We start from the raw sequence: 22,696 nt of genomic DNA on the forward strand, positions 1-22,696 counted from the left end.
TTGGTACGTGCGCTCGTCCCCACCATCGCCGCGGCCAGCCGCGGGCTCGCACGCCGAGCGAGGGCCGCGGCGAGCCCGGGCACTGCCGTGGCTGCTGTCGTTGGGGCTGCACGCGCTGGTGCTGGCGTGGTGGGCGAGCTTGCCCGAACCGCCGCCGCGGCAAGGCGTGGTCGAGCTCGAGATGCGGCCGATCGAGCTGGTCGAGCTCCCGGAGTCCTCGAGGCCGGAGGTCGAGGAGCCGGAGGTCGAGGAGCCGGAGGTCGAGGAGCCGCCGTCCGAGCGGCCGCCCGACGAGGTCACCCCCGCTGCTCCGGAGCCGACCCCCGCGCCTCGTCGCGCAGGATCCTCGCGCGGCGGCGAGCCCGGGACCGATGAGCCCGAGACCGGCAAGCCCGGAACCGACGAGCCCGAGACCGGCGAGCCCTCGGGGGCGGTGGCGCTGCTCGGTCTTCGCGGCGGGAGCCGGAGCACGGGCTCGTCGACCAGCCTGCGCCCCTCGCTGCCTCCGCCGACCGTGGGGCACGGTCATGCGGTGCGAAGGGTGGGGTCCGCCAGCGATGGCGGCGAGGTCCAGCGCGACGGCAAGCCGCGCTCGCTGGCCGAGGCGGGGTTTCGGTCGCGCCGCAACGGCAAGCTGGTGTTTCGCGATCACACCGGCCGCTTCACCGCCACGCTCGCGCCCGACGGTCGGGTGAAGTTTCGCGACATGCCCGTTGCGATCTCCCGCGATCCCATCACGGGCGCGGCTCGTGGGATCGCGATGCCGGGCCTCGCCGAGGGCCTGCGGGCGGCCTCGGGGCAGGAGCTCTACAACGAGGAGAAGCGCCGCCTGCTCGAGGAGACGTTCGAGCTGCGCCTGCAGATGGCCGTCGCGTTCGCCCGGGACAAGATGGATCGGCGCCTGCGCTCGCTCTATCGCGAGCTGCTGACGCAGTGGCAGGACGAGCGCACCACGGAGGCCGAGCGCCGCAAGGCCCTGTTCCAGCGCTGGGACGATTGTGAGGAGCTGACGGTGTCGTTGCCGGGCTTTTCGGGCGAGGCCGCCTCGGAGATCGACGAGCTGCGCCGCACCACGGGAACCGAGGCACGAGAGACCATCGAACGCTTCATCCGAGCCCAGCTCCCGGCCGACTCGCCGCAGGCCTACACCGACGAGGAACTGCGGCGCCTGAACGCCACGCGGCGCAGCGAGGCGCGCTTTGCTCCCTATCGCTGACCGGCGGGGCGCGTCGCCGTGAACCAACCGGGGCGTCGCGGCATCTTCGGGCAGGGAGACCTCGTCTCCCGGCCTTGGTCCTCGTTACCTTGCGAAGTGAACGATCCGATGAATTACAGCACCAGCCCCCTACGGCAGCGCATCATGGCCATCGTGGGCCTTGCCCTCCTCGCCCCCTCCTGCGCCGATGACGTGGTGCACGAGGACGGCAGCGGCTCGGCCTCGGCGACTTCGGGTCCGACCTCGGAGCCCACGGCCTCGGAGCCCACGGCCTCGGCCTCCGATCCGTTTCCCACCGACGAGTCACCCGATTGCGGTGCATCGGTCTCGCGCGTCGTGTGCGTGCCACCCCCGGGACAAGACGGCTCGACGGGCGATGGCACCGACACGGGCGACAGCGTCGGCGATGCCACGAGCACGGGGGACCCGGGGACGGGGAGCGAGGGCACCGCAAGCGGGGGCACCGGCGATGCGAGCACCGGCGGTGGCTCGGGGACGGGGAGCGAGAGCACCGGAAGCGGGGACACCGGCGGCATGACCGAGCCGGTGAGCTGCGAGGGGGCGATGCCCGACGACTACAGCTTCTGCGTGTACGAGATGGGGGAGATCTTCGAGCAGGACGGCCAGTGCTGCCGGCTGCTCGAGGGCACCGAGAATTGTTGCGATGGACGTCCGTTCATCGTGGGCGAGGTCGCCCGCATCGCACCCACGATCGATCGCGCCGACTGGTGCGGCGCGGTGGCGGGCCCGAGGCTCGATGGGCTCGACCCGCGTGCCCGCGCCGAGCTGGCGGCGGCGTGGCAGGCCGACGCATCGATGGAGCACGCCTCGATTGCCAGCTTCGCCCGCTTCATCCTGCACCTGCTCGCCCTGGGCGCACCGCCCGAGCTGGTGGCCGAGGCCCAGCGGGCGCTGGCCGACGAGATCGAGCACGCGCGTCAGTGCTTCGCGCTCGCCAGCGCCTACGGTGGCCGCCCGGTGGGGCCGGGCCCGCTCGCGGTGCACGACGCCCTCGATGGGCCCGTGACGCTGGTGACGGCCGCGGTGGCTGCCGTGCGCGAGGGCTGCATCGGCGAGACCATGGCCGCCTACCAGGCCGAGGTCGCCGCGGCCCGGGCCACGGACCCCGCGGTGCGAGCCGTGCTGTCGGCGATCGCGGAGGACGAGGCCCGCCACGCGGCGCTGGCCTGGCGCTTCGTGACGTGGGCCCTCGCGCAGGGCGACGCTGCGGTCGAGGACGCGGTTCGCCAGGCCTTCGAGGAGCACGGAGCCGACGCGGCGCTCGACGATCGACCGGCCCCGATCGATCCCGCGATCTGGCGCGCGCACGGGCGGCTGTCCTCGCGCGAGATCGGGCAGACCCTCCGCCGGGGACGACGGGAGATCGTGGGTCCGTGCGCGAGGGCCCTGCTGGCCGCATCTCGTGGGTACGCGAGCCGTGCCGCGGAGTCGGTCGTGTCGATCGCGTGAACCCGGAGCACCGGGGGTCAACCCGGGCCCGCCCTGCTATGCTCACGACCGCATGGCGCGCGGCTCCCCTTCGCCCGATGCTCCTTCGGGCGAGCCCTCCTCCGAGGCCGCTCCCGAGCCGCCCAAGCGCGGCATCCGGGCGTTCTTCGTCCGCTACGGCCGCATGCTGTGGTGGTTCCATTCCTTCTATGCGCTGGGCCTGGGCATCTTCATCATCATCTTTGCGCAAAAGGGCTTCTCGCACGCGCGCTGGCTGAGCATCTCGCTCGCGGGCGCGTGGATGCTGCTGCTGCTGTTCTTTCGCCTGTTCGGCAGCGGCAAGACGCGCGCGCTCGAGGGCCGAGGGGCCAAGCTGCGCTTCTTCGTGATGACCTACGTGCTCAAGAACCTGTACCAGGGCATGCTGTTCTTCCTGCTGCCCTTCTACTGGCGCTCGGCCACGCTCGACACCCCCAACCAGTGGTTCGTGGTCGCGCTGGCCGCGTGTGCGTTCCTCAGCACCCTCGACGTGGTCTTCGACCAGGTGCTCATGCGCTGGAAGGTCGCCGCGTCGCTGTTCTACTTCGTCACCCTGTTCGCGTGCCTCAACCTGGTGATCCCGGCGCTGCTGCCCAACAGCCGCAGCCTGGTGACGATGACGGCGGCCGCCGCGATCTCGGCGATCGCGTTTTGGATGATGCACGTGCCCACCCGCTGGCTCGCACGCCCGGCGGTGGTGGGGATCTTCGTGGTGTGGACCATGGGCGCGGTGATCGGCGTGTACTTCGGCCGCGCGGGCGTCCCCCCGGTGGCGATGTACGTGTCCCATGGCGCGGTGGGGCCGAGCCTGCTGCCCGATGGGCGCCTGGCGATCGAGGCCAGCAAGCTGCACCAGTCGCTCATCCACGAGCTGCATGCGGTGACCGACGTGGTGGTGCCCGGGGGCAAGGGCGATCGCCTGGAGCACGTGTGGACCCACGAGGGGCAGGAGGTCAGCCGGGTCACCGAGGTCGATCCTCGCGCACAAGGGCCCACCGGGACCATTCGGTTGCGATCGCAGCTCCCACAGGATGCCCTGCCCGCGGAGCCGGCCGGGGCCTGGACGGTCGACGTGGTCACCCAGGACGGTCAGCTCGTGGGGCGCGCGGCGTTCGAGATCACGCAGTAGGGTACGCACGATCATGCAGCACGACGTCGCAATCCTTCACGGCTCCTTGGTCCTCGCGCTGGGGCTCGTTGCCTGCGGTCGGGAGCCGGCGCCGGCGGATGCGGCTCCCACCGCGGCCGCGTCGAACCCGGCGCCGCCCGCTTCGCCCCCGGCCGCGCCAGCCGGTGAGGTGGTCGCGTCGACCGATCCAGCGCCGCCCTCGGCGACGCCGTCCGAGACGGATCCTCCTCCTGCAGCCGCGCTCGATCCGGCGGCCGAGGGCACGCCAGCGGCCGCGGACGAAGCGGCGGTGGTGCCGGTGTCGACGACCGGGGACACGCTCGTGGTGGTCGGTGACGGGGGAATCGTCGAGCTCGACCTCGACGGCAAGGTGCTGCGAACGCTGACCTCCGAGCCGGGCCGCTCGCCGCGGTGGCTGCCGGGGAAGGATGCGTTCGTCTATCTCGGCCAGCGCCGGGCCGACGCGCGCGAGCTACGTCGCTTCGGCGCGAAGGACCTGGTCGACCTCGCGATCGCGAGGCTGTCCCTGGCCGCGCCGTGTCCGAAGGCGGCCTACGCCGAGGGCGACGAGGAGGAATCGGAGTTCATGGGAGACGGCGTGCCCGAGCTCGACCTCACCATCGAGGAGGAGCTGCGCGTCACGGCCGACGGCAAGCACGTGTGCATGCTCGCCACCGATCACGAGGCCGATCTGCGCTCGAACGTGGTGTCGATGTCGATCGGGCTCTCGACGGGCAAGGTCGAGCGGGTGCTCGTGTTCGGCGGCGAGGAGTGCAAGCGACGGACCGTGGACGATCCCAAGCCGTGCCGAACTCCGACGTCCGAGGACACCGAAGACGAGGAGGACGACGCTTCGGACCTCGAGGCCTCCGAGCCCGAGGAGATCGAGTCACCGTTTCCGATGACCCGAGTTCACTCGCGCTCGCCCGACGAGCGGTGGCTGCTCATCGAGCTGGCCTCGGCGCTCGGCGACGTGCTGCACCTACAGTTCGGGCTCTACGACACGCGCACGCGCAAGCTCTACTCGCTGCCACGCAACGGCAAGGTCGCCTGGCCCAAGCCCACGGCGGTGCCGTCCCCGCTCGGCGAAGACGAGACGATCCCCGACTGGCCCGACGTTGGCGGCGGGGAGACGATCGCGTGGGCGGGCCCGCATCACCTCGTGCTCGGCCGCACCCTGTTCGTCGCGGGCGAGCGCATCGTCGAGCTTCCGGGCGACATCGTCCGCTGAGCCGATGTGCGAGTATGCGAGCCGAGCTGGCATGGTGGTGAGCTCGAGGCAGGCTCGTGCATGAGCATGGCTACTTGGCCTTCCTCAGCCAGCGCGCATCGAAGGCCTGTGAGGCCAGGGAGAGGGAGTTCGGTCCGCCCGGGGCCTCGGGGCGGTTGGAGAAGCCCTTGGCGATTCCATCGAAGGCAAAGCTGAAGCCGCCGCCTTCGCCCTGGGCCACACCGTGGCACCCCATGCAGCCGCCCATGTCGTACTGGCTGCCGTTGGCCAGGGTATTGTGGTAGGGCTCGCCCATGACGAAGTCGGTGATGGTGCCGTCGGCCACGCCCCCGTCGTTCGCGAACGTGCCCGAGAACACCTGGAGCACGTAGTTGGTCTCGAGCACGATGTTGGCGAGGTAGTAGGTGGCAGGATCGGGCCCCTGGTAGTCGACGCCAGCGGGCTTGTCGATGGGGCGCACCTGAACGTTGACGAGCTTGTAGTAGCGAAGGGCGCTGGTGGGATGCGGGGCGGGGGGCGGCGGGGCGGCGCCCCCGGTGCACGTGTTGGCGGTGAAGCCCTTGAGGTTGCAGCGCCCCGAGCAGCAGTCGTGGTTGGACGCGCAGAACTGCCCGCCCCCGGCGCACTGCTGCGCGGGCGCGGGCGCGGCATAGGCATCGAGGGCCTCGTGTGCGGTGCGGTTGACGTCGATGATCGTCTGGGGAATCGGGTGCTTGCGCCCCCGCACGCAGACCGTGCCCTGCGGTACGCCGTCGTGCCCGGGGGTGTTCTTGTAGTAGAGGCTCGAGCCCGGCGTGCAATCGGCCGTGAGCGGTGAGAGCTTCTCGCCCGTGGTGGCGGTGGCGTTGACGGAGGTGATGTCGGGGGTCAGCGGAGCCTGGCCGGGAACGATCACGTTGCCTTCGGCGTCCTCGATCGGCTGCCCTCGATCGGTGAGGATGTTGTCGGCGTGCTCGAACGTGGCGTAGATGAGGTGCGGCGCCGATGGGGTCTTCTGGATGATGTGCAGCGCGACCAGCGTGTAGTAGTCGAAGGCGTAGCAGAAGCTCTCACCGCTGTTCTCGTAGCGGCGCACGGGCCTGACCACGTGGCGCCCGTCGTCGAGCTCGGAGGGGATCGAGCGGCGCCAGGCCGACTTGGTCAGGATGGTCCCGTTGGGGAAGCTGACCAGCTCGGCGCTCCCCGGCGGAGGGTCGGCCTTGTTGGCGTCCAGGTAGGCCACGGTGGCCGTGCCGACCTCATCGGGCCGGCCCTTCCACCACTGACCGGAGTGCTCGGGCGATCCGATGTAGTCGGAGTACGTGCGGTTCAGCTTGACCATGAACAGGATCTGCGAGGCGCTCGCGGGATCGCTGCCGTTGGGCCCCAGCTCGCTCTGCTCGACGATGCCCGCGAACATGGAGTCCTGACCGATCTCGGTGGCTTCGTCGGCGTTGAGGAAGGTCTGGTTCTCCGGGCTTCCGATGCCCTGGGGATCGCCGTCGGCGCACGGAGGAATCTGGCCGGGGATCAGGCCCGGAGACGAGCCCACCCCCGGCGCGTTGCCGGTGGGAGCGGCCGGATCGTAGATGTAGCGCGGAGGGTCGTCGTAGCTCCCCTTGTCGACGCCTTCGGGCGGGTTGCCGGCCCCGGGGAAGACCTCGATCTTGTGGCGGAAGGTCATCCAGGTGGGCAGCGCACCCGTGGGGCCATTGACCGTCTCGAGCCGGGCGTTGCCGTTGGTCACCCCCCGCGTGTTGGGAGCACCGGTCTGTGCCACTGCCGGCCAGTTGAGCGCGATGAATTCCTGCCAGGCGAAGATCGCCGCCTGCTCGAGCGTGGCGCCGCTTGCCCCGCCCGCCACGTCGCTGGGCAGGCACGGGGCGATGTTGATGGACGTGGGTACGTCCTGGCATGCGGCCGCCTCGACCACCGGCTCGGCCCGAGCGAGCTCGATGGCCTTGGCGTCGACCTTCGGGTCGTCGACCTTCGGGTCGTCGGCTTTCCCGTCCTTGGGCTTGATCTCGGGCGTCGGCGCGTTGCCGCCGCACGAGGGGCCCAGGAGCCCCGCCGCCGTGAGCACGAGTACAATCGATGCCATCGGCAATTGCCGACCACCCACCTGCCGGTTCATGATCCCAACACTCCGCCGGGTGAGGAGAAAGAGTCACCCCGGTTGGTCAGCAGTAGACACGCTGGAGACGACAGCGTCAATCGTGGCCGCGCATGGTCCTCGAGTGCTCGATTGTTGCGAGGACCGCGGTTTGAATGTCGTTTGGGCGTGGTCGTGGGGCGCGAGTCGAAATCGACTGAAAGCGCTGACTCTGGGGATCACGGCTCAGGGATCCGTGTCGGCCGCGGATCCGTGCGAGGGCTCGCCTTGCCCGATCAGCGCCTTGGACCCCGGCGGTCGCGGATCACCGGCCTCGGGATCCCCGGGCTCGACCAGCAGCGGCCGTCGCTTCCACACCAGCCAGCCGAAGATCACCGCGCCCGGCAGGCTCAAGAGCTGCCCCATGTTGAGGAAGAACGCGTCCTCGGTGATCGCCTGTCGATCCTTGAAGAACTCGAGCAAGAACCGCACCGTGAAGTAGATCCCGAGCAGCAGGTACGAGGTGGCGCCCTTGCGCAGGCGGTGGCGCCAGCGCTTGTGCAGCACCATGCCCAGGATGATGAGGCTGGTGCCCAGCGCGGCCTCGTAGAGCTGCGAGGGGTGCCGCGCCTGCCAGGGATCGACGGCCTCGAACACCACCCCCCACGGCACGGTGGTCGGCCTCCCCACCACCTCGGAGTTGATGAAGTTGCCGGTGCGGATGAACGGGAACAGCCACACCGCGGCCAGCGTGATCGCGTCGGCCACCCGGTGGAAGTCGAGCCGCATCACCCGCGCATAGAGATAGAGCGCCGAGATCACCCCGACCGCCCCCCCGTGGCTCGACAGCCCGAAGCGAAAGTCGAACAGCACCAGCGGGTTCTCGACGAAGACCGGCCAGTTGTAGAACACCACGTCGATGACGTGGGCCCCGATGAACAGGCCGGCCAGCAGCGCAAAGGTGAGGTTGCTGGCGTGCTTCTCCTCGAGCCCGCGCTCCACGAAGAAGCGGTGCCCCATCCACACGGTGGCGAACAGGCCCGCGGTGAACAGGAAGCCGTACCAGAAGATCGCGAGGTCGCCCACGCGCAGCATCACGGGATCCGGGTTCCAGGGCACGTTCGGGGTTCTCCGGGCGGCGAGCCTGGCCCGATGGCGCGTGACTGTCAAACGCGCGCGGCGATCCCCACCCGAGGGGACCTACTGGTTGGTCACCAGATCATCCGGCCGATGGTACGAAGGCATCTGCGACCGCGAGGCGGTGTAGGCTCGCTCGGGCGCGAGGTACTCGATCGCGGTCACCTCGTCGTCGTAGCCCGCGGGCAGCGGAGCGCGCACGGTGTAGCCCGAGCCCTCCGACCAGGCGTCGATCTGCACGTCGCCCACCTCGAGCACGGTGTCCCCGGCGAGGAAGCGCAGCGCGTGGCCCTCGGTGGGGGCCGTGATGCCGCCGCGCTCGGTCCACCACTGTGCGCGGCCGGAGGCCGGATCGACCGAGCCGACCAGGATCGGCTGGGGGACTGGCTGGGGGATCGGCTGGCCGTCGGACCCGCTCGCGTCGGCCATGTCCCAGCTGGTGAGCGTGCGGATCCGATCGTAGGTCGCGTTCCACTGCCAGTCGGAGACCCACGTGGGCGAGCAATAGCTCATGTAGTCGGTGTGGGAACTGGCGCTGCGGATCTGGAAGTCGCGCACGCCAAAGCCCCACACGCCGATCGTGCCGCCCTCGTAGGGATAGGTGACGTCGGGCCCGGCCGCCGCGGCTCCGGGGCAGGCCACGTGCTGTCGACCCTGGGTGTGGCCGAGCTCGTGCACGAAGGTGTCCACGCCCACCTCGTCGTTGCCCAGGTACTGGGTGCCGATCGCCACCCGCATGGGGGCCGCCCCCTGCGAGTCGTTGGGGATGCCCCCCGCCACCCCCAGCAGGCACCCGCCGCTCTCGCTGACGCACGCGCCGCAGTTGTCGAACAGCAGGTAGTAATAGGTGTTGGGGTCGGGCGCCTGCGAGGCCCGATAGGCCTGGGCCCGGCCCAGCAGCGCGAAGAAGTCGCCGCCATCGCGCAGGTCGAGATCGTCGACCACGTAGGGAGGATCCCAGCGGATGTCGAGGGTCTCGAGCGGGTTTTGCTGGTACATCGCGTCGGCGTAGCGCTGCAAGGTCTCCTCGGACGCATCCACGTCGCGGGTGCAGCTCGGGCCCGAGTAGCTCACCGGCACGAGCACCACCTTCATCGCCAGCTCGGTGGCCTCGACCCCGATGTACTCGGGCTGCGGCGGGATCACGGGCGCCTGCTCGACCGGCGGCAGCCCCTCCCAGCCGGTGCCGGCCTCGAACAGCTCGATCTGGTAGCGGACCCCCGGCACCATCCACTCGCCGAGCACGCCGAACAGGAAGCCCGACTGCATCGACGAGGTGGAGCTGTCGGTGGAGATGGTGGTGACCTCGTCGAGGACCTCGACCGTGCCGTCGGGCAGGTGGATCGACAGCCGCGCCTCGATGTCGCGCGGGATCCAGGTCGACTCGTCCACGTCCACGTAGACTCGCACCACCGTGTTGCGACCCTTGACCAGCGGTGCGTTGCGGCCCTCGGGGCCGACCCAGGCTCCGTTGGCCCCGATCGGCACCGCCACGCCAGGGTTGGCCTCGACCAGGCTCACCATGATCCCCCCGCGGGCCGGGACGTCGGGATCGGCGGGCTCGCCCGTGGTGGCACCGGTCTCGTCCGAATCCTCCCCGGAGTCCCCTCCGGTGCTCGTTCCCGCGCTGGGGTCCGAGTCGGTGGCATCCTCGTCGGTGTCGGAGCCAGCCTCGGGGGTGGGATCCGCGGGATTTCCGCAGGCGACGGCGAGGGCGGCGATTGGGAGGAACAGGAGTGATGTCAGCTTCGACACGCTTGCAATGTGGCAGAGGCTCTCCGAAATTCAAAGCGGCCAAACGTCGCAGGCGCGGCGCTCGGCCGGACTCTCAGTGATCCCCTGCGTCATGCGTGCCCCTCTTCAGCGCGTTCGTTTGGCTCGTAGCGCTTGCTCGCGATCGCAGAGGTATTGCACATCACGGTGGTGTCTCACGTTTGCGCTGTCGTGGCTCGTTGCGTGTGATCCCGCGCTTTCATCCGAGCCGATGGCGCCACGTGACGGACCGTCGTGTGGCAACGGCGTCGTCGACGAAGGCGAGGCCTGTGACCTCGGCTTTGGCAACGGGCCCGAGGGTCCGTGCCGCAGCGACTGCCAGGCCCCGCGCTGCGGAGACGGCGTGCCCGACGAGGGCGAGCGCTGCGACGACGGCAACGACGACGAGGCCGACGCGTGCCGCTCGGACTGCCGCCGGCCGCTGCAGTCGTCGTGGGTGCGGGCGCCCGCTGGCGGCGAGCGCCCGGCGGTGGCGTTGGGCGTGGCGATCGATCCAGCGGCAGCCGATGGGTCGGCCGGTGCGGTGGTGGTGGGGCAGGGGCAAGCGGCCGCTGGCGCTCCGCTGCGAGCGTGGCTCCTCGGCATCGCTGCCGACGGCGAGACCCGGTGGAGCCGCACGCTGCCCGAGGACGACGCATGGAGCTCGGCCACCGCGCGAGCCGTGGTGATCGACCCCACCGGTGACGTGTGGGTGACCGGCGAGGTCCATGGCGAAGACGACGGCGACGACGTGTGGCTGGCTCGGTGCGATCCCGAGGGCCATCCGCGCTGGAGCACCACGCTCGACGTCTGGGGCGATCGCGATCGCGGCCTGGCGCTCGCGCTCCACGGCGACGGCGTGGTGGTGGTGGGCGAGGCCTTGCGAGAGGCCCACGACCGCGACGGCCTGGTGCTGGCCTACGACGGCCAGGGCCAGCGCCGCTGGACCTGGCGACACGATGGCCCGGCCGGAGCGATCGACGATGCACGCGCCGTGGCGATCGCTCCCGATGGAGGCGTGGTGGTGGGCGGAGGCGAGGACGACCTCACCGCATGGTGGCTGACCAAGCTCGATGACACCGGCTTTCCCGTGGGGGTGCAGCGCACGCGCGGTGAGCTCGGTGCGTGGGTCTCGGCGATCGCGATCGACGAGGGTGGCGATCTCTGGGTCGCGGGCACCGAGGTGCTCGCTGCGCCCGAGCCCTGGGATCCGAGCACCTGGCATGCCCAGCCGTGGCTGGCGCGGCTCGACGCGGCGGCGGGGCTGCGCTGGCGGGTGACCGAGCCTCCGCCCGGGCCCATGCGGCGCGAGGCGCTGGGCGTGGCGCTCGATCCCGCTGGCGGCGCGATCATCATCGGCACCGATCCGATCCCCGACTCGCCGTGCTCGAGCACCGATTGCCCCGCGCGTCCCTGGGTGGCCGCCTATGATGCCGACGGCGCGCAGCGCTACGCGATGAGCCCCGACGAGGTCGTGCGCGGCGAGGGGCGGGCGATCGCCCGGGATCCCGAGGGGCAGCTGTGGCTCGTGGGCTCGCGGCGCGTCGTGTTCCAGGAAGCCGATGCGTGGCTCGGGCGCTACCGCGAGCAGGCCCCCGAGGAGGGCGCGCCATGAGCATGATCGCGTGGCTGCTGCTGCCATGGCTCGCAGCGGATCCACCGCTCGCGGGGCCTCCCGATGTTGCCGCGGCCGAGGGCACTCGACGCGCCACCGTGTACCTCGACTTCGGTGGTGGCTGGCTCTCGTCGGGCAGCGACTCCAGCCTGGGGCAGGCCACATGCGCCGGAAATCCGCTGCGCTACCCGATCTTCTTGGGCAGCGAGCGCGCGGCCGAGCTCGCGGTGGCCGAGGCACGCCGCCTGGTGGCGCCCTATGGCGTGCGCGTGGTGTCGCAGCGGCCTCCGCCGCACCTGCCCTACGCGCACGTGCGCGTGGGGGGGCATCCCGACGCGCTGGGGCTCGATCCCAAGCTCAATGGTCTGGCGTGCGACGTGGATTGCGATGACGCGGCGCATCGCGACACCGTGTTCATGTTCGCCGAGAAGTGGGTGCCAGCGGCCGCACTCGAGCCGCTCGAAGAGGAAGCGCGCGCGGTCCAGGTCGGGAGGATCGCGATCCACGAGGTCGCTCACTCGTGGGGCCTCGAGCACTCGGGAGGCACCGAGTCGGTGATGGCGCGGTTCCCCTCGGCCGGCGTGCCCGGCTTCGTGGAAGGGTGCATGCCGCTCGACCTCGACCACGACAGCGAGTGTCCCGACGCGCGCACCCGGTACTGCGACGAGGGCCACCAGGACGCCCACGCCGAGCTGCTCGCGCTGTTCGGCGATGGCTCGGCCGACACGGTGCCGCCGCATGCCGCGATCGTCTGGCCGCCCGACGGGTACGTGCTCGAGCCCGGCCAGACGCTCGAGGTCGAGGTCGAGGTCGGGGACGATCACGGAGGCTTCGGCTGGATGCTCGAGGTGCCGGAGCTTCACTGGGAGCACGTGGCGCGCGACGTCGACGAGACCTCGCTGCGGCTCGTGGTCCCGCAGGGGCGCTTCACCCTGCGGCTCGAGGTGCTCGATCACGATCGCAACGTCGGCGAGGCCGAGGTGAGCTTCGAGGCGCGCTGGCCGGAGGAGGGCGAGCAGGAGCCCGCCGAGCCCTCGGCCACCTGCGCGTGTCGTCAGGGCGGTCCGGGGAGGTGGTGGATCGGGTGGAGCGGGCTGGTGCTGGCGATGGGGTCGATCCTTCGAGGCCGACCCACGCGCGCTGCGGGGTCGATCTCGACGCGGTGACGTCGGCCACGGAAGCGTCTGGCGCCGTCGATGCCGGGAATCTATGATGGCCCGTGCCTCGGCTCCACCTGTTCGAGATCCACGAGCAGAGTTGGTGTCCCGCCGTGCTGCGCGATGGCGTGCGGGGGGTGCTCCAGCAGATCTCGTCCAGACTGCCCGCCTACGAGAGAGTGCTGCCATCGTTGCTCGAAGCGATGGATGCAGTGGGCACCACCGAGATCCTCGACCTGTGCGCAGGGGCGGGGGGCCCCTGGGTTCGCATCCATCGCGTGCTGGGCTCGAATCGTCGCATCGAGCGTGTGCGCCTGACTGACCTCTACCCCGACGTGGGCGCGATGCGTGCCATGCAGCGGCACACCGCGGGCATGGTCGAGCCCTTCGAGAACTCGGTCGATGCCCTCGACGTTCCGCGCGACATGCCGGGGCTGCGGACCATCTTTGCCGCCTTCCACCACTTCGCGCCGCAAGAGGCCCGGCGCCTGCTCGCCGATGCGGTCGCCAACCGACGGGGCATCGCGGTGTTCGAACTCACCGAGCGCACGGTGGTGTCCACCCTGTTCGTGGCGGTGGGTACGTGGCCGCTGGCGTTCGCGTTCATCCCGTTCGTGCGCCCGCTTCGCTGGAGCTACCTGCCGCTGACCTACGTGATCCCGCTCATTCCCTTCATCCTGAGCTTCGACGGGCTGGTGTCGTGTCTACGCTCCTACACCCCCGACGAGCTGCTCGCGATGGGTCGCGAGGTCGGCCCCGACTACGACTGGGAGGCCGGGCGTACGCCGGTGAAGATGTCTCCACTGGCGGTCGTGCACCTCACGGGCGTGCCACGCTCCTAGGCCGCTGCCTCATGATTTTCCAACCCCACGTATCGAGCGCGAGAATTCACGACACGGAGGACTCGATGGTAGCGGCGAGCAAGAACAAGGCCACGACGAAGAAGGTCGCCAAGAAGACAGCCCCCAAGAAGGCCCCGGCCAAAGCGGCGTCGACCAAGACGGCCGCGACCAAGGCGGCCCCGGCCAAAGCGGCATCGACCAAGGCGGCCGCGACCAAGGCGGCTGCGGCCAGTCCAGCGCCGGCCAAGAAGGCCACCGCCAAGGTCGACGGGCACTGCCCGATCGCCAAGTCGGCGAGCGTGCACGAAGACTTCGATGCGATGCTCAATCAGACGAACATCGGCGCGAACAACAACAAGTTCTACATCATCCAGCTGCTCTCCAAGGGTGGCAAGTACCATGTGTGGAACCGCTGGGGACGCGTGGGCGAGACGGGCCAGAGTTCCATGAGGGGGCCGCTGTCGCTGGACGAGGCGGTGTCCGAGTTCGAGAAGAAGTTCAAGTCCAAGACCAGCAACGACTGGAAGGATCGCAAGAGCTTCAAGGCGCGGTCGGGCAAGTACACCCTGATCGAGATCGACAGCAGCGCAGACCAGAGCAAGGCCGACGAGATCGAGGCCAAGCTGCGCAACGTCGACGGCAAGCACCGCAAGACCTCGGCCAAGGTCGCCCCCAGCGCCCTGCCCCGGCCGACCCAGAAGCTCATCGAGCTCATCTTCAGCAAGTCGATGTTCCAGAGCGCGATGGCCGATCTGGAGATCGACGTCAAGAAGATGCCCCTGGGCCAGCTCAGCCAGACCCAGGTCGGCAAGGGCTTCGGAGTCCTCGAGCGGATCGAGGAGCAGCTCGACAAGTCGCGCATCAACCGGGCCAAGCTCGCCGAGCTCAGCTCGGAGTTCTACACCGTGATCCCGCACTCCTTCGGACGCATGCGCCCCCCGGTCATCGACGACAACGCCGGGCTCCAGAAGAAGATGGACATGCTCAACATCCTCAGCGACATCGAGGTGGCGCTGGAGACGGAGAGCACGGCGCAGAAGAAGGCGACCACCGTCGCCAACCCCATCGATCGCAACTATCAATCGCTCAAGGCCGAGCTGCGGCCGCTGGCATCGTCCGCGGCGAGCTACCAGGTCATCGAGCAGTACCTGCGATCCACCGGCTCGAGCAGCCACAAGATCCTCGATGTGTTCGAGGTCGATCGCCAGGGCGAGGACAAGCGCTTCTCGGCCCACGACGGGCTCGGCAATCGCAAGCTCCTGTGGCACGGCACCAACGTGGCCGTGGTCGCCGCCATCCTCAAGGGCGGGCTGCGCATCATGCCCCACTCCGGCGGGCGCGTCGGCAAGGGGATCTACCTCGCGTCGGAGCAGGGCAAGTCCGCCGGCTACGTGGGGCGCGCGGGCCGGATCGGGATCATGTTCCTGTGCGAGGCCGTGCTGGGCAAGGAGCACTACATCACCCGCGACAACTGGCGGCTCAAGGCCGCTCCCCGCGGCTACCAGAGCATCGTGGCCTGCGGCAAGACCGAGCCCGATCCGACCAAGGACATCTCCATCACGCTCGGCAAGCACCCGGTGATCGTGCCCCAGGGCAAGCCCAAGAAGCGCAGCAAGTACTCCAGCAGCTCGTTCTGGCAGAGCGAGTACCTCGTGTATCAGGAGAGCCAGGTGCGCCTGCGCTACGTGCTCAAGCTGCAGATGTAGCAAGACCCGCTCAAAACCGGAGCAGCAGTTCGAAGCTCGCCGCGAGCGGGGCCTGCACCGCGGTCTCCACCCCGTAGTTCCCCTGGCGGGCGAGGATCGTCCGCTGGAAGAACGCGGTGGGATCCCGCGGGTCCTGGATCTTGGCGTGGGCGAGGTCCTGGGCATCTCCGCCGGCCACCGCTCGCGCGTCCTGGAACGAGTAGGTCTCGTCCACGCGCATGGTCGCGCGGGCGTTGGTCACGTTGAGGATGCGAACTGTCGCTTCGAGCTCGAGCTGGGCCGGCAGGGGATAGGCGTAGCCGAGGCTCAGGCCCCACGTCGCGTTGGGCCGGATGCGTCCCCCCGCGCCGCGCGGGAGCACGTAGACCGGCGCGCCGTCGTAGAGCGGATGGCCTGCGCGCAGCGAGATCGGATAGCCCGAGGACACGCGCAGGTTGGTGCCCAGGGTCAGCCGGCCGAGCTCGTCGAGGTCGAAGCTGTAGAAGCCATCGAGCTTGAGGCGGTGGGGCGTGTCGAACGACAGCGGTCCAAAGCTGTTGCGCACCAGCTCGGGCGTGTCGTACTGCACGCTGCGACCGAGGTCGACCAGGCCCGTGATGGGATCGACGAAGCCCTCGTAGTTGCCCTGCAAGCGGCTGTAGGTGTAGGAGGCCATCAGCCACCAGCTCCAGCCGAAGCGCTTGGTCACCGTCAGCGAGAAGGCGTCGAAGGAGCGACGGGGACGGTCGAACAGCTCGCCCACCTCGGCAAGGGCGTCCGCCAGGGTGCGGCAGCGCTCGAGCGTGCGCGCCAGCTCGGACCGGCCGGGGTCGTTGGCGGCGAGGGCATCGAGCTGGGCATCGAGCTCCGTGCACTCGGCTCGCTGTCGCTCGACGTCCTCGCCGGCCACCGCCTCGCCGGGGTTGGCGATGAGATGGCTGCCGCCGCCGTCGGTCGAGACGTCTTCGACCGCGCGTCCGAGCGCCGTGTGCAGCCAGCGAATGCCCACGACGAGGTCCTCGACGACCTCCTGGTCGTAGCCGAGCTGGAGCTGGTGATCGTACTGCCCGCGGAGACGGGGCACGATCCCACCCTCGAAGGCGGCGGTGGTGCTCACGGGCGTGTCGGTGCAGAACTCGGTGGGCTGGTCGCTGCGGGTCAGCGGCATGCTCTCTCCCGCCACGACGACCTGCTGGCCCTGGCACTGCGAGTCGCGGTAGCTGCGACGCACGTCGATGAGCCCGCCGAACACCCGCGAGCCGAGCTGGAGCGGCAGCGGCTGGAAGAACATCCCATAGTGGACGTAGGCCCGGCTGCGCCCCTCGTCGGTCCAGTCGTAGACCAGGCCCACGCGGGGCCCCACGTTGTCGCGGATGAACAGCGCGCGCTCGCCCAGCACGTCGTGCATGTCCTGCAGCTCCCAGCGGGCCCCGGCATGGAGGTGCAGGTTGGACATCATTGCCCAGCGGTCCTGGAGGTAGAGCGCGTAGTTCTGGGTCGACAGCGTCTCGTCGTAGGCGGCAGCCCGGATCCCGGCGCCGTCCGGGGTGGCGATCGCGTCGAGCCGTCCCTGCTCCTTGCGGGCTCGACCGTAGCCGAGCGTGGTGCGTCGATCGGGATCGTCGAGATCGACCATCACGAAGCGGTGGTTGTCGACGCGGTGCTCGGCGTCGACGAGGTAGCCTCCCGTCGAGGGGTCGAAGCACCACTCTCCGCCGGCATCGTCGGGCTGCGTTCCCAGGCCCGAGAGCTGGCAGCGCTCCCCGAAGTCGTCGCGGTTGCTCCCGGAGTACCGCGAGGTCGTGCGCCGCACGAGGTGCTCGAAGGCCGCGCCGTAGCCGAGCATGTGACTGCCGAGCCCATTGAAGTAGTGGCTGATGTCGAGGCGTGCTTCTGCGCGGTGCTGGCGGTCCTCGCCATACTGACCGAGGCCACCGGTGATCCACTGCCTCACCGGGCAGGCTTGCCCCGGCACGTTGGGCTCGTTGCAGACCTGGGCCGCCTCGGGCAGCAGGTCGAGCCGTCCCTCGGCGTCGAGCAGCTCGAACAGGTTGCCACCCTCGGCGTCGGTGTACTGCGTGGCCGGGAGCTCGCGCAGCTCGGGATGGTCGAGGCGCCACGCCGTCTGGCGACCGAACCTCGAGTAGGCGAGGGTGGCTTCGAGCTCCATGCGGTCCTGGAACAGACGACCGGAGTAGCCCAGCGACGAGTACAGCGAGTCATGGCGGTCCCAGCCGAGGTGATCACCCAGTAGCCCGTTGGCCACCAGCGAACGACCGCCCCGGGGATCGGCGAGGAGCGGGGGATCGAACGGATCGCTGGGCGCGTGCCGGTAGCTTCGCCGTACGAAGCGAGGCGCGCCCCCCACCGTCAGGTGCAGCTGGTGGCGAGGGGTCATGGACCAGTCGAGGCCGAGCTGATGGCCGCCCTGGACTTGGCCGGTCACGAAGCGCTGCGATGCGAACTCCTCGGTGGCGATGTGCCCCCGTCCTGGCGCGCAGTCGAAGGCGCCGTTGTCGTGGGGGCAGCCCCCGAAGCCGCCCGAGCCATCGGCGTCGATGCGATGGTGGAAGCTCTGCACCAGCGTGTTCCGACCTCCGGTGACCGACACGCCCGCCGACCAGAACAGGCGGTCGCGGATGATCGGCCCGCTCGCGGTCACCACCCCCTGCATCGTGTACTCGGGGATCTCGACCGTGCGCACGGCCTCGTCGGTGCCGATCACGAAGCGAGGCTCGGCCAGCCGTGGGGTAAAGGTGAAGCGCGCCTGTCCGCGCAGCCGATTGGTGCCCGAGATCCGCCGCGCGTTGATCTGGCCTCCGGAGGCGCCGCCATGCTTGGCCTCGTAGCCCGACTCGAGCACCTCGACCTCCTCGATGAACTCCTGCACGATCGCGATGCCCACCGTCCCGAACGCCGGATCGTTCACGGTTGCTCCGTCCATCGTGTATCTCGACTCGGCCCCCGTGGTGCCGGCCAGCGAGATGCCCGCGGCATCGCGAGAGGCCGTGGGGGCGGTGTCGACCACCTGGGTGAAGTCGCGGCCCGTGCTCCCCGCGGGGACCTGCCGATACTGCTCGAGGGACGCGACGCGGCTGGCCGACGGGCTCATGGACACCGGTGCCGCGGCGACTCTGATCGCGCGCCGCATCTCGTGCTCGACCCCTCCCACCCGGCGAACCATCGGAGGAGCGTGGGTCGCCGGGGACGGTCCAGACGGCGCCGCCCGTCCGGCCAGCCCGGCCGAGGCCTCGTAGGCCCGGGCCCCCGACATCAGCGGATCGACCCCCTCGGGGATCGCCACCGGCTGCTCGATGTGCTCGGGGTTGCCATCGCCCACCACGCGCGATCGATCGACCGCGATGAAGCTGGTGAACGGCGTGACGATCCGATACGCCAGACCCACCCTGGTGATCCGTTCCTCGAGCTCCGGGGTGGGCTCCTCCCACAAGTGCGTCTCGAGCTCGGCCACCTTGGCGCGCGCCCACAGCGTGGTGAGCAGCCCGTCGGCCCCCTCGGCACGGTGCACGGGAACCTCGAGGCGGAGCGCCTGCCCTCCGCGATGGCCCAGCAGCTCCACCGAGCCGCCCACGTCGCCGTGGTAGCGGCCCATCACCACCACGGGCTGGCTGACGAACAGGTCGGGGATCTCCCCGGGAAATCGCGCGTAGTCCAGCGCGCTGCCCTCGGGCAGCGACAGCCCCGTGATCACCGGCCGGTCGATGTCGTGCATGACCGCATCGACCGCGCGTGCCGGATGCTCGCGCGAGGAGATCGTGCGTGCGCTGCCATTGCCCGCGACCGCGATTCCGGCGATGAGCTCGCGATTGGGAGCGGCCCCGATCCCGATCCCGAACACCCGCGCCACGTTGCCCCGCTTGGCCAGCCGCAGCACCAGCGCGCGTGCCCCCGCGAAGATCTCGTACTCGTTGCTCACGTAGCCATCGGTCAGGAACAGCACGTAGCGGTTCATGCCGGGCGCGACCTGGTCGCGCAGCGCGGCCTCCACTGCGTCGGCCATCATGGTCCCGCCGCCGCTCTCCATCGCGTCGAGAAAGGCCAGCGCGAGCACCAGGTTCTCGGCGTTGGCGGGCCGCGGTTTGCCGAACAGCCGCTCGGTCCCCGAGGCAAAGCCCACCACGTCGAAGGTGTCGACCGGCCGCAGCCGCGCCAGCAGCTCGCGCACGGTCTGCTTGGCCAGGGCCAGGGGAGCGCCGTGCATCGAGCCCGAGCGGTCGACCACGAAGATCACCTCGCGTCGGCCCACCTCGGCGTCCACGTCGGTCTCGGGCGGGTGGACCACCATCAGGTAGTGACCGTTGCCCGCCGCGTCGGGCTCACCGAGGAGCACCGCGGCCTGGGGCTCGCCGCCGCCCACCCGATAGCGCAGCACGAAGTCGCGGTTGGGCAGCGACTCGTGCGGCACCAGGGTGGCGCGCAGCCGACCGTCGTCGAGCGTGGCCTCGACCTCGTGGGTGGGGCACGTCCACGACACGATCGGCGGACCCGCCTGGGCGTCGACGACGAGCTCGATGTCGTGTCCGGTGCGGACGCCATGGCCGACCACCGGAGGCGAGACCCGGGCCGCGTCGGGCACCGAGCCGTCCCCGGGGTCGAAGCGCGGTCCCACCACCATGGGGAACACCAGCTCGTACTCGCCGGCATCGTAGGTGAGCGTCTGGACGTAGCGGATCTCGACCTCGACGTCCTGTCCCGGCGGGATGTTGGCCACCGATTGGGTGAAGACGTTGGGCCGCTCCTGCTCGAGCAGCGACGCGGTGTGTCCGGACGCGCGCGCGTCCTCGTAGGCCTGCCGCGCCTGCTCGCGACGCATGATCTCGGCCTCGAACGTTCGGTCGCCCACGAACATCGTCATGGCCGAGACCGCGCTGTTCTCGGGGAGCGGAAACGTGTAGACCACCTCGATCGCGTGGTTCTTCGGGTTGTGGAAGCGCTGGCGCACCTTCACCGCGGCCACGTGACCACGGAGGGCGGCGTGCACCCCCGTGTGGCGCAGGGGCAGGGGGTGGCCCGTGGCGTCGCGCAGCTCGGGGAGGCGGCCCGGGCTGGTGTAGGCGTGGATCGGACTCGGTCGCGCGGGACCGGTCCACGCGGGGGAGCCGGGGAGGTCTCGCGGGAGGGCGGCCAGGGGATCGCGCGTGGCCTGGCCGCCTCGGCCGCCGAATGAGGTGCACCCGACGAGCCACAGGCTCACCAGGCACACGAGCGCTGCGGCCCAGCGTGCAGGAGACCTCGACACCCGGGAGGGACAACGGCGGCGTGCGCGGGGGCTTTCTCTGCGGTGGGATGAGTCGACCGTCGATGGCGTGCAGATCCGGCGAGCGCGTCGGCGAGCTGCCCGTCATGTCCACGGCTCGATGAGCACGTCGACCCCGAGGACGTCGTCGGGACCGACCCCGATGAGGACGGGCGGCCGCGCGACCCACGAGTCGACCCCCGGCAGTCGGATGCCCTGGTCGATCACCATCGATGGCTCGGTGGTGCGACCCGTCCTCCGACCGCCCTCATAGGCCGTGAATTCCTCCTGGTCGCTGACGTCGTCGAGCGTGGCGTGGATCGTGGGTCGTCCGAGGCTCCTGGAGACCTCGCGTGCGAGATGCTCGCCCTCCGCGTATCGATGGTGGCCGCCCACCTCGTGCAGGACGAGCGTCCAGGGACACCGGGCCAGCTGCACCAGGTAGAGCCAACGCGTGTTCCGGGGGGCGAGCTGCCAGCGCTCGTGGATGCCGCTCAACAGCCGCTCGCTCCCATCGACCTCTTGCACTGCGGGCGAGGTGCGCTCGATGGGAGCGTTGACCAGCACGATCGAGTACTCCCCGTTGCCCCCGAAGTTGGTGTGCTCGATCAACGTGTTCCAGCCGGGCTCGCCCGCGCAGCGACGGTAGGTCACGCCCGCCACACGCCACGCCTGCGGTCCCATCGTTCGCTCGACCCACTGCACGCGCTCCCGATGGTTGCCCGCATCCTCGGGATCCGGAGGTCCGAGGGCAGCGCCCTCCTTCACCAACCGCTCCACGACCCGCAGATGGCCGGCCTTGGCGGCCAGGAACAAGGGGGTCGACCAGGCAGCCTCCGACGCGAGGCGGTCGATCCGTGCACCCGCGATGAGCAGCACCTCCACCACGCTCAGACGCCCCGCGCCGGCAGCCGCGGCCAGCGGATGGCATGACGGAGGATCGACGGGGACCCCCGCCTCCAGCAGCGCGCACACGCGATCGACGTTGCCCACGGTCGCGGCACGCAGCAGCTCGGCCTCGAGGGACTCGGTCGTGCCCATCGCTATTCGGTGTCCTCGATCGTTGGCACCGGGGTCGCCGGAGTGACCGAGTCCTCCACCTCGACCTCCGCCTCGCTGGTAGAGGCTTCCTCGGCGCCGGCCCCGGCCGTGCGATTCGCCTGACGCTCGCGCAGCGCGTCGATCGGCGCCAGCGCCTTGCGAGCCGCCTCGATCCTGCTCGGGTCCACGTCCTGTATCGCGACGATCTGCAGTGCATACCCCACGACCGCGCGTCGTACCGCAGCGAGCGTCTCCATCACCGACCCTCCCGACGTCGCCGCGGGCACCGGCTTGGCCTCGGTGATCGGCCCCGCCAGCCACTGTCGCATGTCGTCATCGTCGTGGAACCGGAGGTACATGGCGAGCGAGGCGTGTGCGGCCGCCAGCACGGCGAAGCCGGTGGGCACGCTGTCGCGGATGAGGATGTAGGACTTGAGGTTGGGGCCTGCGGGGTTTGCTGGGTTGCTCATGGTCGTCTCCTTGGCGGTGAGCCGGAAGGACGGAGCGACCACACCGTGTGCCCCGTCCGGTGTCCGGCGGGGCGGCGGTGCTCGTGAGCTACGCGCATGAGGGACCGCGCCCGCCGAAGCGAGTCGTGGTCCCGGTCGTGGCGTGCAGCCGCGGCATCGCCTTCATCGTGGAGGGAGGACGCGCACCCGTCAAGGCCCGACGCGTCAGTGCGGTCCCTCGTGGTGCGGCCGAGTCGGTCAGTTGCCGATCACGATCCGGGTCGCGCCCTGGACGGAGAGCCACTCACGGACGCGATCGGTCTGCGCTCCGCCAACCACGATGGTTGCTCCCTCCACGTGGGCACCGCAGCCGAGCTGACGCCGCAGCCGCTGCGCCATGTCCTGCAGCGCAGGCTCCGACAGGGCGAGTCCCTCGATCACCGTGGCCGTCTTGCCGCCGCGCCCCTTCTTCTCGCGACGCAGGACGAGCCTTCCGTGCGCGAGCGAGGGGGAGTCGATGGGCGCGATCGTGGGCTCGGGCTCAGCGGTGACCGCATCACCCGGAGGAAGCTCGCCGAGCGCCCCCTGGAGCGCGGCAAACGGATTGGTGGACAGCGGCGGGGCGC

Annotated in this window: 15 protein-coding genes; 8 read left to right on the forward strand and 7 right to left on the reverse strand. The window is 70.2% G+C overall.

Features of this window, described 5'->3' with window-relative positions:
* Nucleotides 1-7 precede the first annotated feature (7 nt).
* The 4 genes from OEB96_RS03655 (at nt 8) to OEB96_RS03670 (ending at nt 5,064) form a co-directional block, all read left to right on the forward strand.
* On the forward strand, nt 8-1,216 hold the full coding sequence (locus OEB96_RS03655; RefSeq protein WP_266214020.1) for a hypothetical protein: 1,209 nt from the start codon (nt 8-10) through the stop codon (nt 1,214-1,216).
* 96 nt (nt 1,217-1,312) lie between these two features.
* Entirely contained in the window at nt 1,313-2,686 is a 1,374-nt protein-coding gene (locus tag OEB96_RS03660) for a ferritin-like domain-containing protein (protein ID WP_266214021.1), read from the forward strand.
* A 52-nt stretch (nt 2,687-2,738) separates the two neighbouring features.
* The gene (locus OEB96_RS03665; protein ID WP_266214022.1) at nt 2,739-3,833 is read left to right on the forward strand and encodes a DUF5924 family protein; all 1,095 of its coding nucleotides are present in this window, start codon (nt 2,739-2,741) and stop codon (nt 3,831-3,833) included.
* A gap of 13 nt (nt 3,834-3,846) precedes the next feature.
* On the forward strand, nt 3,847-5,064 hold the full coding sequence (locus tag OEB96_RS03670) for a hypothetical protein (protein WP_266214023.1): 1,218 nt from the start codon (nt 3,847-3,849) through the stop codon (nt 5,062-5,064).
* Between the two features lie 70 nt (nt 5,065-5,134).
* Here OEB96_RS03670 and OEB96_RS03675 read toward each other — a convergent pair whose 3' ends face one another.
* The 3 genes from OEB96_RS03675 to OEB96_RS03685 all read right to left on the reverse strand — a co-directional run bounded on the left by OEB96_RS03675 (nt 5,135) and on the right by OEB96_RS03685 (nt 10,027).
* Nucleotides 5,135-7,144, reverse strand: a complete 2,010-nt coding sequence (locus OEB96_RS03675; protein WP_266214024.1) for a hypothetical protein — start codon at nt 7,142-7,144, stop codon at nt 5,135-5,137.
* Between the two features lie 237 nt (nt 7,145-7,381).
* Nucleotides 7,382-8,254 carry a prolipoprotein diacylglyceryl transferase gene (lgt, locus tag OEB96_RS03680; RefSeq protein WP_266214025.1) on the reverse strand — a complete coding sequence of 291 codons (873 nt, stop codon included), beginning with the start codon at nt 8,252-8,254 and terminating at the stop codon, nt 7,382-7,384.
* A gap of 81 nt (nt 8,255-8,335) precedes the next feature.
* Complete coding sequence (locus OEB96_RS03685) at nt 8,336-10,027, reverse strand: zinc metalloprotease (protein WP_266214026.1); 1,692 nt, start codon at nt 10,025-10,027, stop codon at nt 8,336-8,338.
* A gap of 229 nt (nt 10,028-10,256) precedes the next feature.
* On the opposite strand from OEB96_RS03685, the gene OEB96_RS03690 reads away from it, so the two are divergent.
* The 4 genes from OEB96_RS03690 (at nt 10,257) to OEB96_RS03705 (ending at nt 15,344) form a co-directional block, all read left to right on the forward strand.
* Nucleotides 10,257-11,639, forward strand: a complete 1,383-nt coding sequence (locus OEB96_RS03690; RefSeq protein ID WP_266214027.1) for a hypothetical protein — start codon at nt 10,257-10,259, stop codon at nt 11,637-11,639.
* On the forward strand, nt 11,636-12,805 hold the full coding sequence (locus OEB96_RS03695; protein WP_266214028.1) for a matrixin family metalloprotease: 1,170 nt from the start codon (nt 11,636-11,638) through the stop codon (nt 12,803-12,805). Before OEB96_RS03690 ends, OEB96_RS03695 begins: the two co-directional genes overlap by 4 nt.
* A 53-nt stretch (nt 12,806-12,858) precedes the next feature.
* Nucleotides 12,859-13,638, forward strand: coding sequence for a class I SAM-dependent methyltransferase (locus OEB96_RS03700; protein ID WP_266214029.1), 780 nt, complete (start codon nt 12,859-12,861; stop codon nt 13,636-13,638).
* 65 nt (nt 13,639-13,703) lie between these two features.
* A complete protein-coding gene (locus OEB96_RS03705) occupies nt 13,704-15,344 on the forward strand; it encodes a WGR domain-containing protein (protein WP_266214030.1) in 1,641 nt (546 codons plus the stop codon).
* Between the two features lie 10 nt (nt 15,345-15,354).
* Here OEB96_RS03705 and OEB96_RS03710 read toward each other — a convergent pair whose 3' ends face one another.
* The 4 genes from OEB96_RS03710 to OEB96_RS03725 form a co-directional block, all read right to left on the reverse strand.
* The gene (locus tag OEB96_RS03710) at nt 15,355-20,583 is read right to left on the reverse strand and encodes a TonB-dependent receptor domain-containing protein (protein ID WP_266214031.1); all 5,229 of its coding nucleotides are present in this window, start codon (nt 20,581-20,583) and stop codon (nt 15,355-15,357) included.
* Between the two features lie 102 nt (nt 20,584-20,685).
* On the reverse strand, nt 20,686-21,621 hold the full coding sequence (locus tag OEB96_RS03715) for an ankyrin repeat domain-containing protein (protein ID WP_266214032.1): 936 nt from the start codon (nt 21,619-21,621) through the stop codon (nt 20,686-20,688).
* A 2-nt stretch (nt 21,622-21,623) separates the two neighbouring features.
* Complete coding sequence (locus OEB96_RS03720; protein WP_266214033.1) at nt 21,624-22,091, reverse strand: hypothetical protein; 468 nt, start codon at nt 22,089-22,091, stop codon at nt 21,624-21,626.
* 237 nt (nt 22,092-22,328) lie between these two features.
* A partial coding sequence (locus OEB96_RS03725; protein WP_266214034.1) for a translation initiation factor occupies nt 22,329-22,696 on the reverse strand: 368 nt, incomplete at its 5' end.

The organism is Paraliomyxa miuraensis (genome assembly GCF_026337845.1).
GTDB lineage: Bacteria > Myxococcota_A > Polyangia > Nannocystales > Nannocystaceae > Paraliomyxa > Paraliomyxa miuraensis.

Bases quoted from the DNA above. Each gene is read 5' to 3' on its own strand.
- OEB96_RS03665 (WP_266214022.1), top strand. From the start codon at position 2,739: ATGGCGCGCGGCTCCCCTTCGCCCGATGCTCCTTCGGGCGAGCCCTCC.
- OEB96_RS03670 (WP_266214023.1), top strand. From the start codon at position 3,847: ATGCAGCACGACGTCGCAATCCTTCACGGCTCCTTGGTCCTCGCGCTG.
- OEB96_RS03675 (WP_266214024.1), bottom strand. From the start codon at position 7,144: ATGGCATCGATTGTACTCGTGCTCACGGCGGCGGGGCTCCTGGGCCCC.
- OEB96_RS03690 (WP_266214027.1), top strand. From the start codon at position 10,257: ATGGCGCCACGTGACGGACCGTCGTGTGGCAACGGCGTCGTCGACGAA.
- OEB96_RS03695 (WP_266214028.1), top strand. From the start codon at position 11,636: ATGAGCATGATCGCGTGGCTGCTGCTGCCATGGCTCGCAGCGGATCCA.
- OEB96_RS03705 (WP_266214030.1), top strand. From the start codon at position 13,704: ATGGTAGCGGCGAGCAAGAACAAGGCCACGACGAAGAAGGTCGCCAAG.
- OEB96_RS03715 (WP_266214032.1), bottom strand. From the start codon at position 21,621: ATGGGCACGACCGAGTCCCTCGAGGCCGAGCTGCTGCGTGCCGCGACC.
- OEB96_RS03720 (WP_266214033.1), bottom strand. From the start codon at position 22,091: ATGAGCAACCCAGCAAACCCCGCAGGCCCCAACCTCAAGTCCTACATC.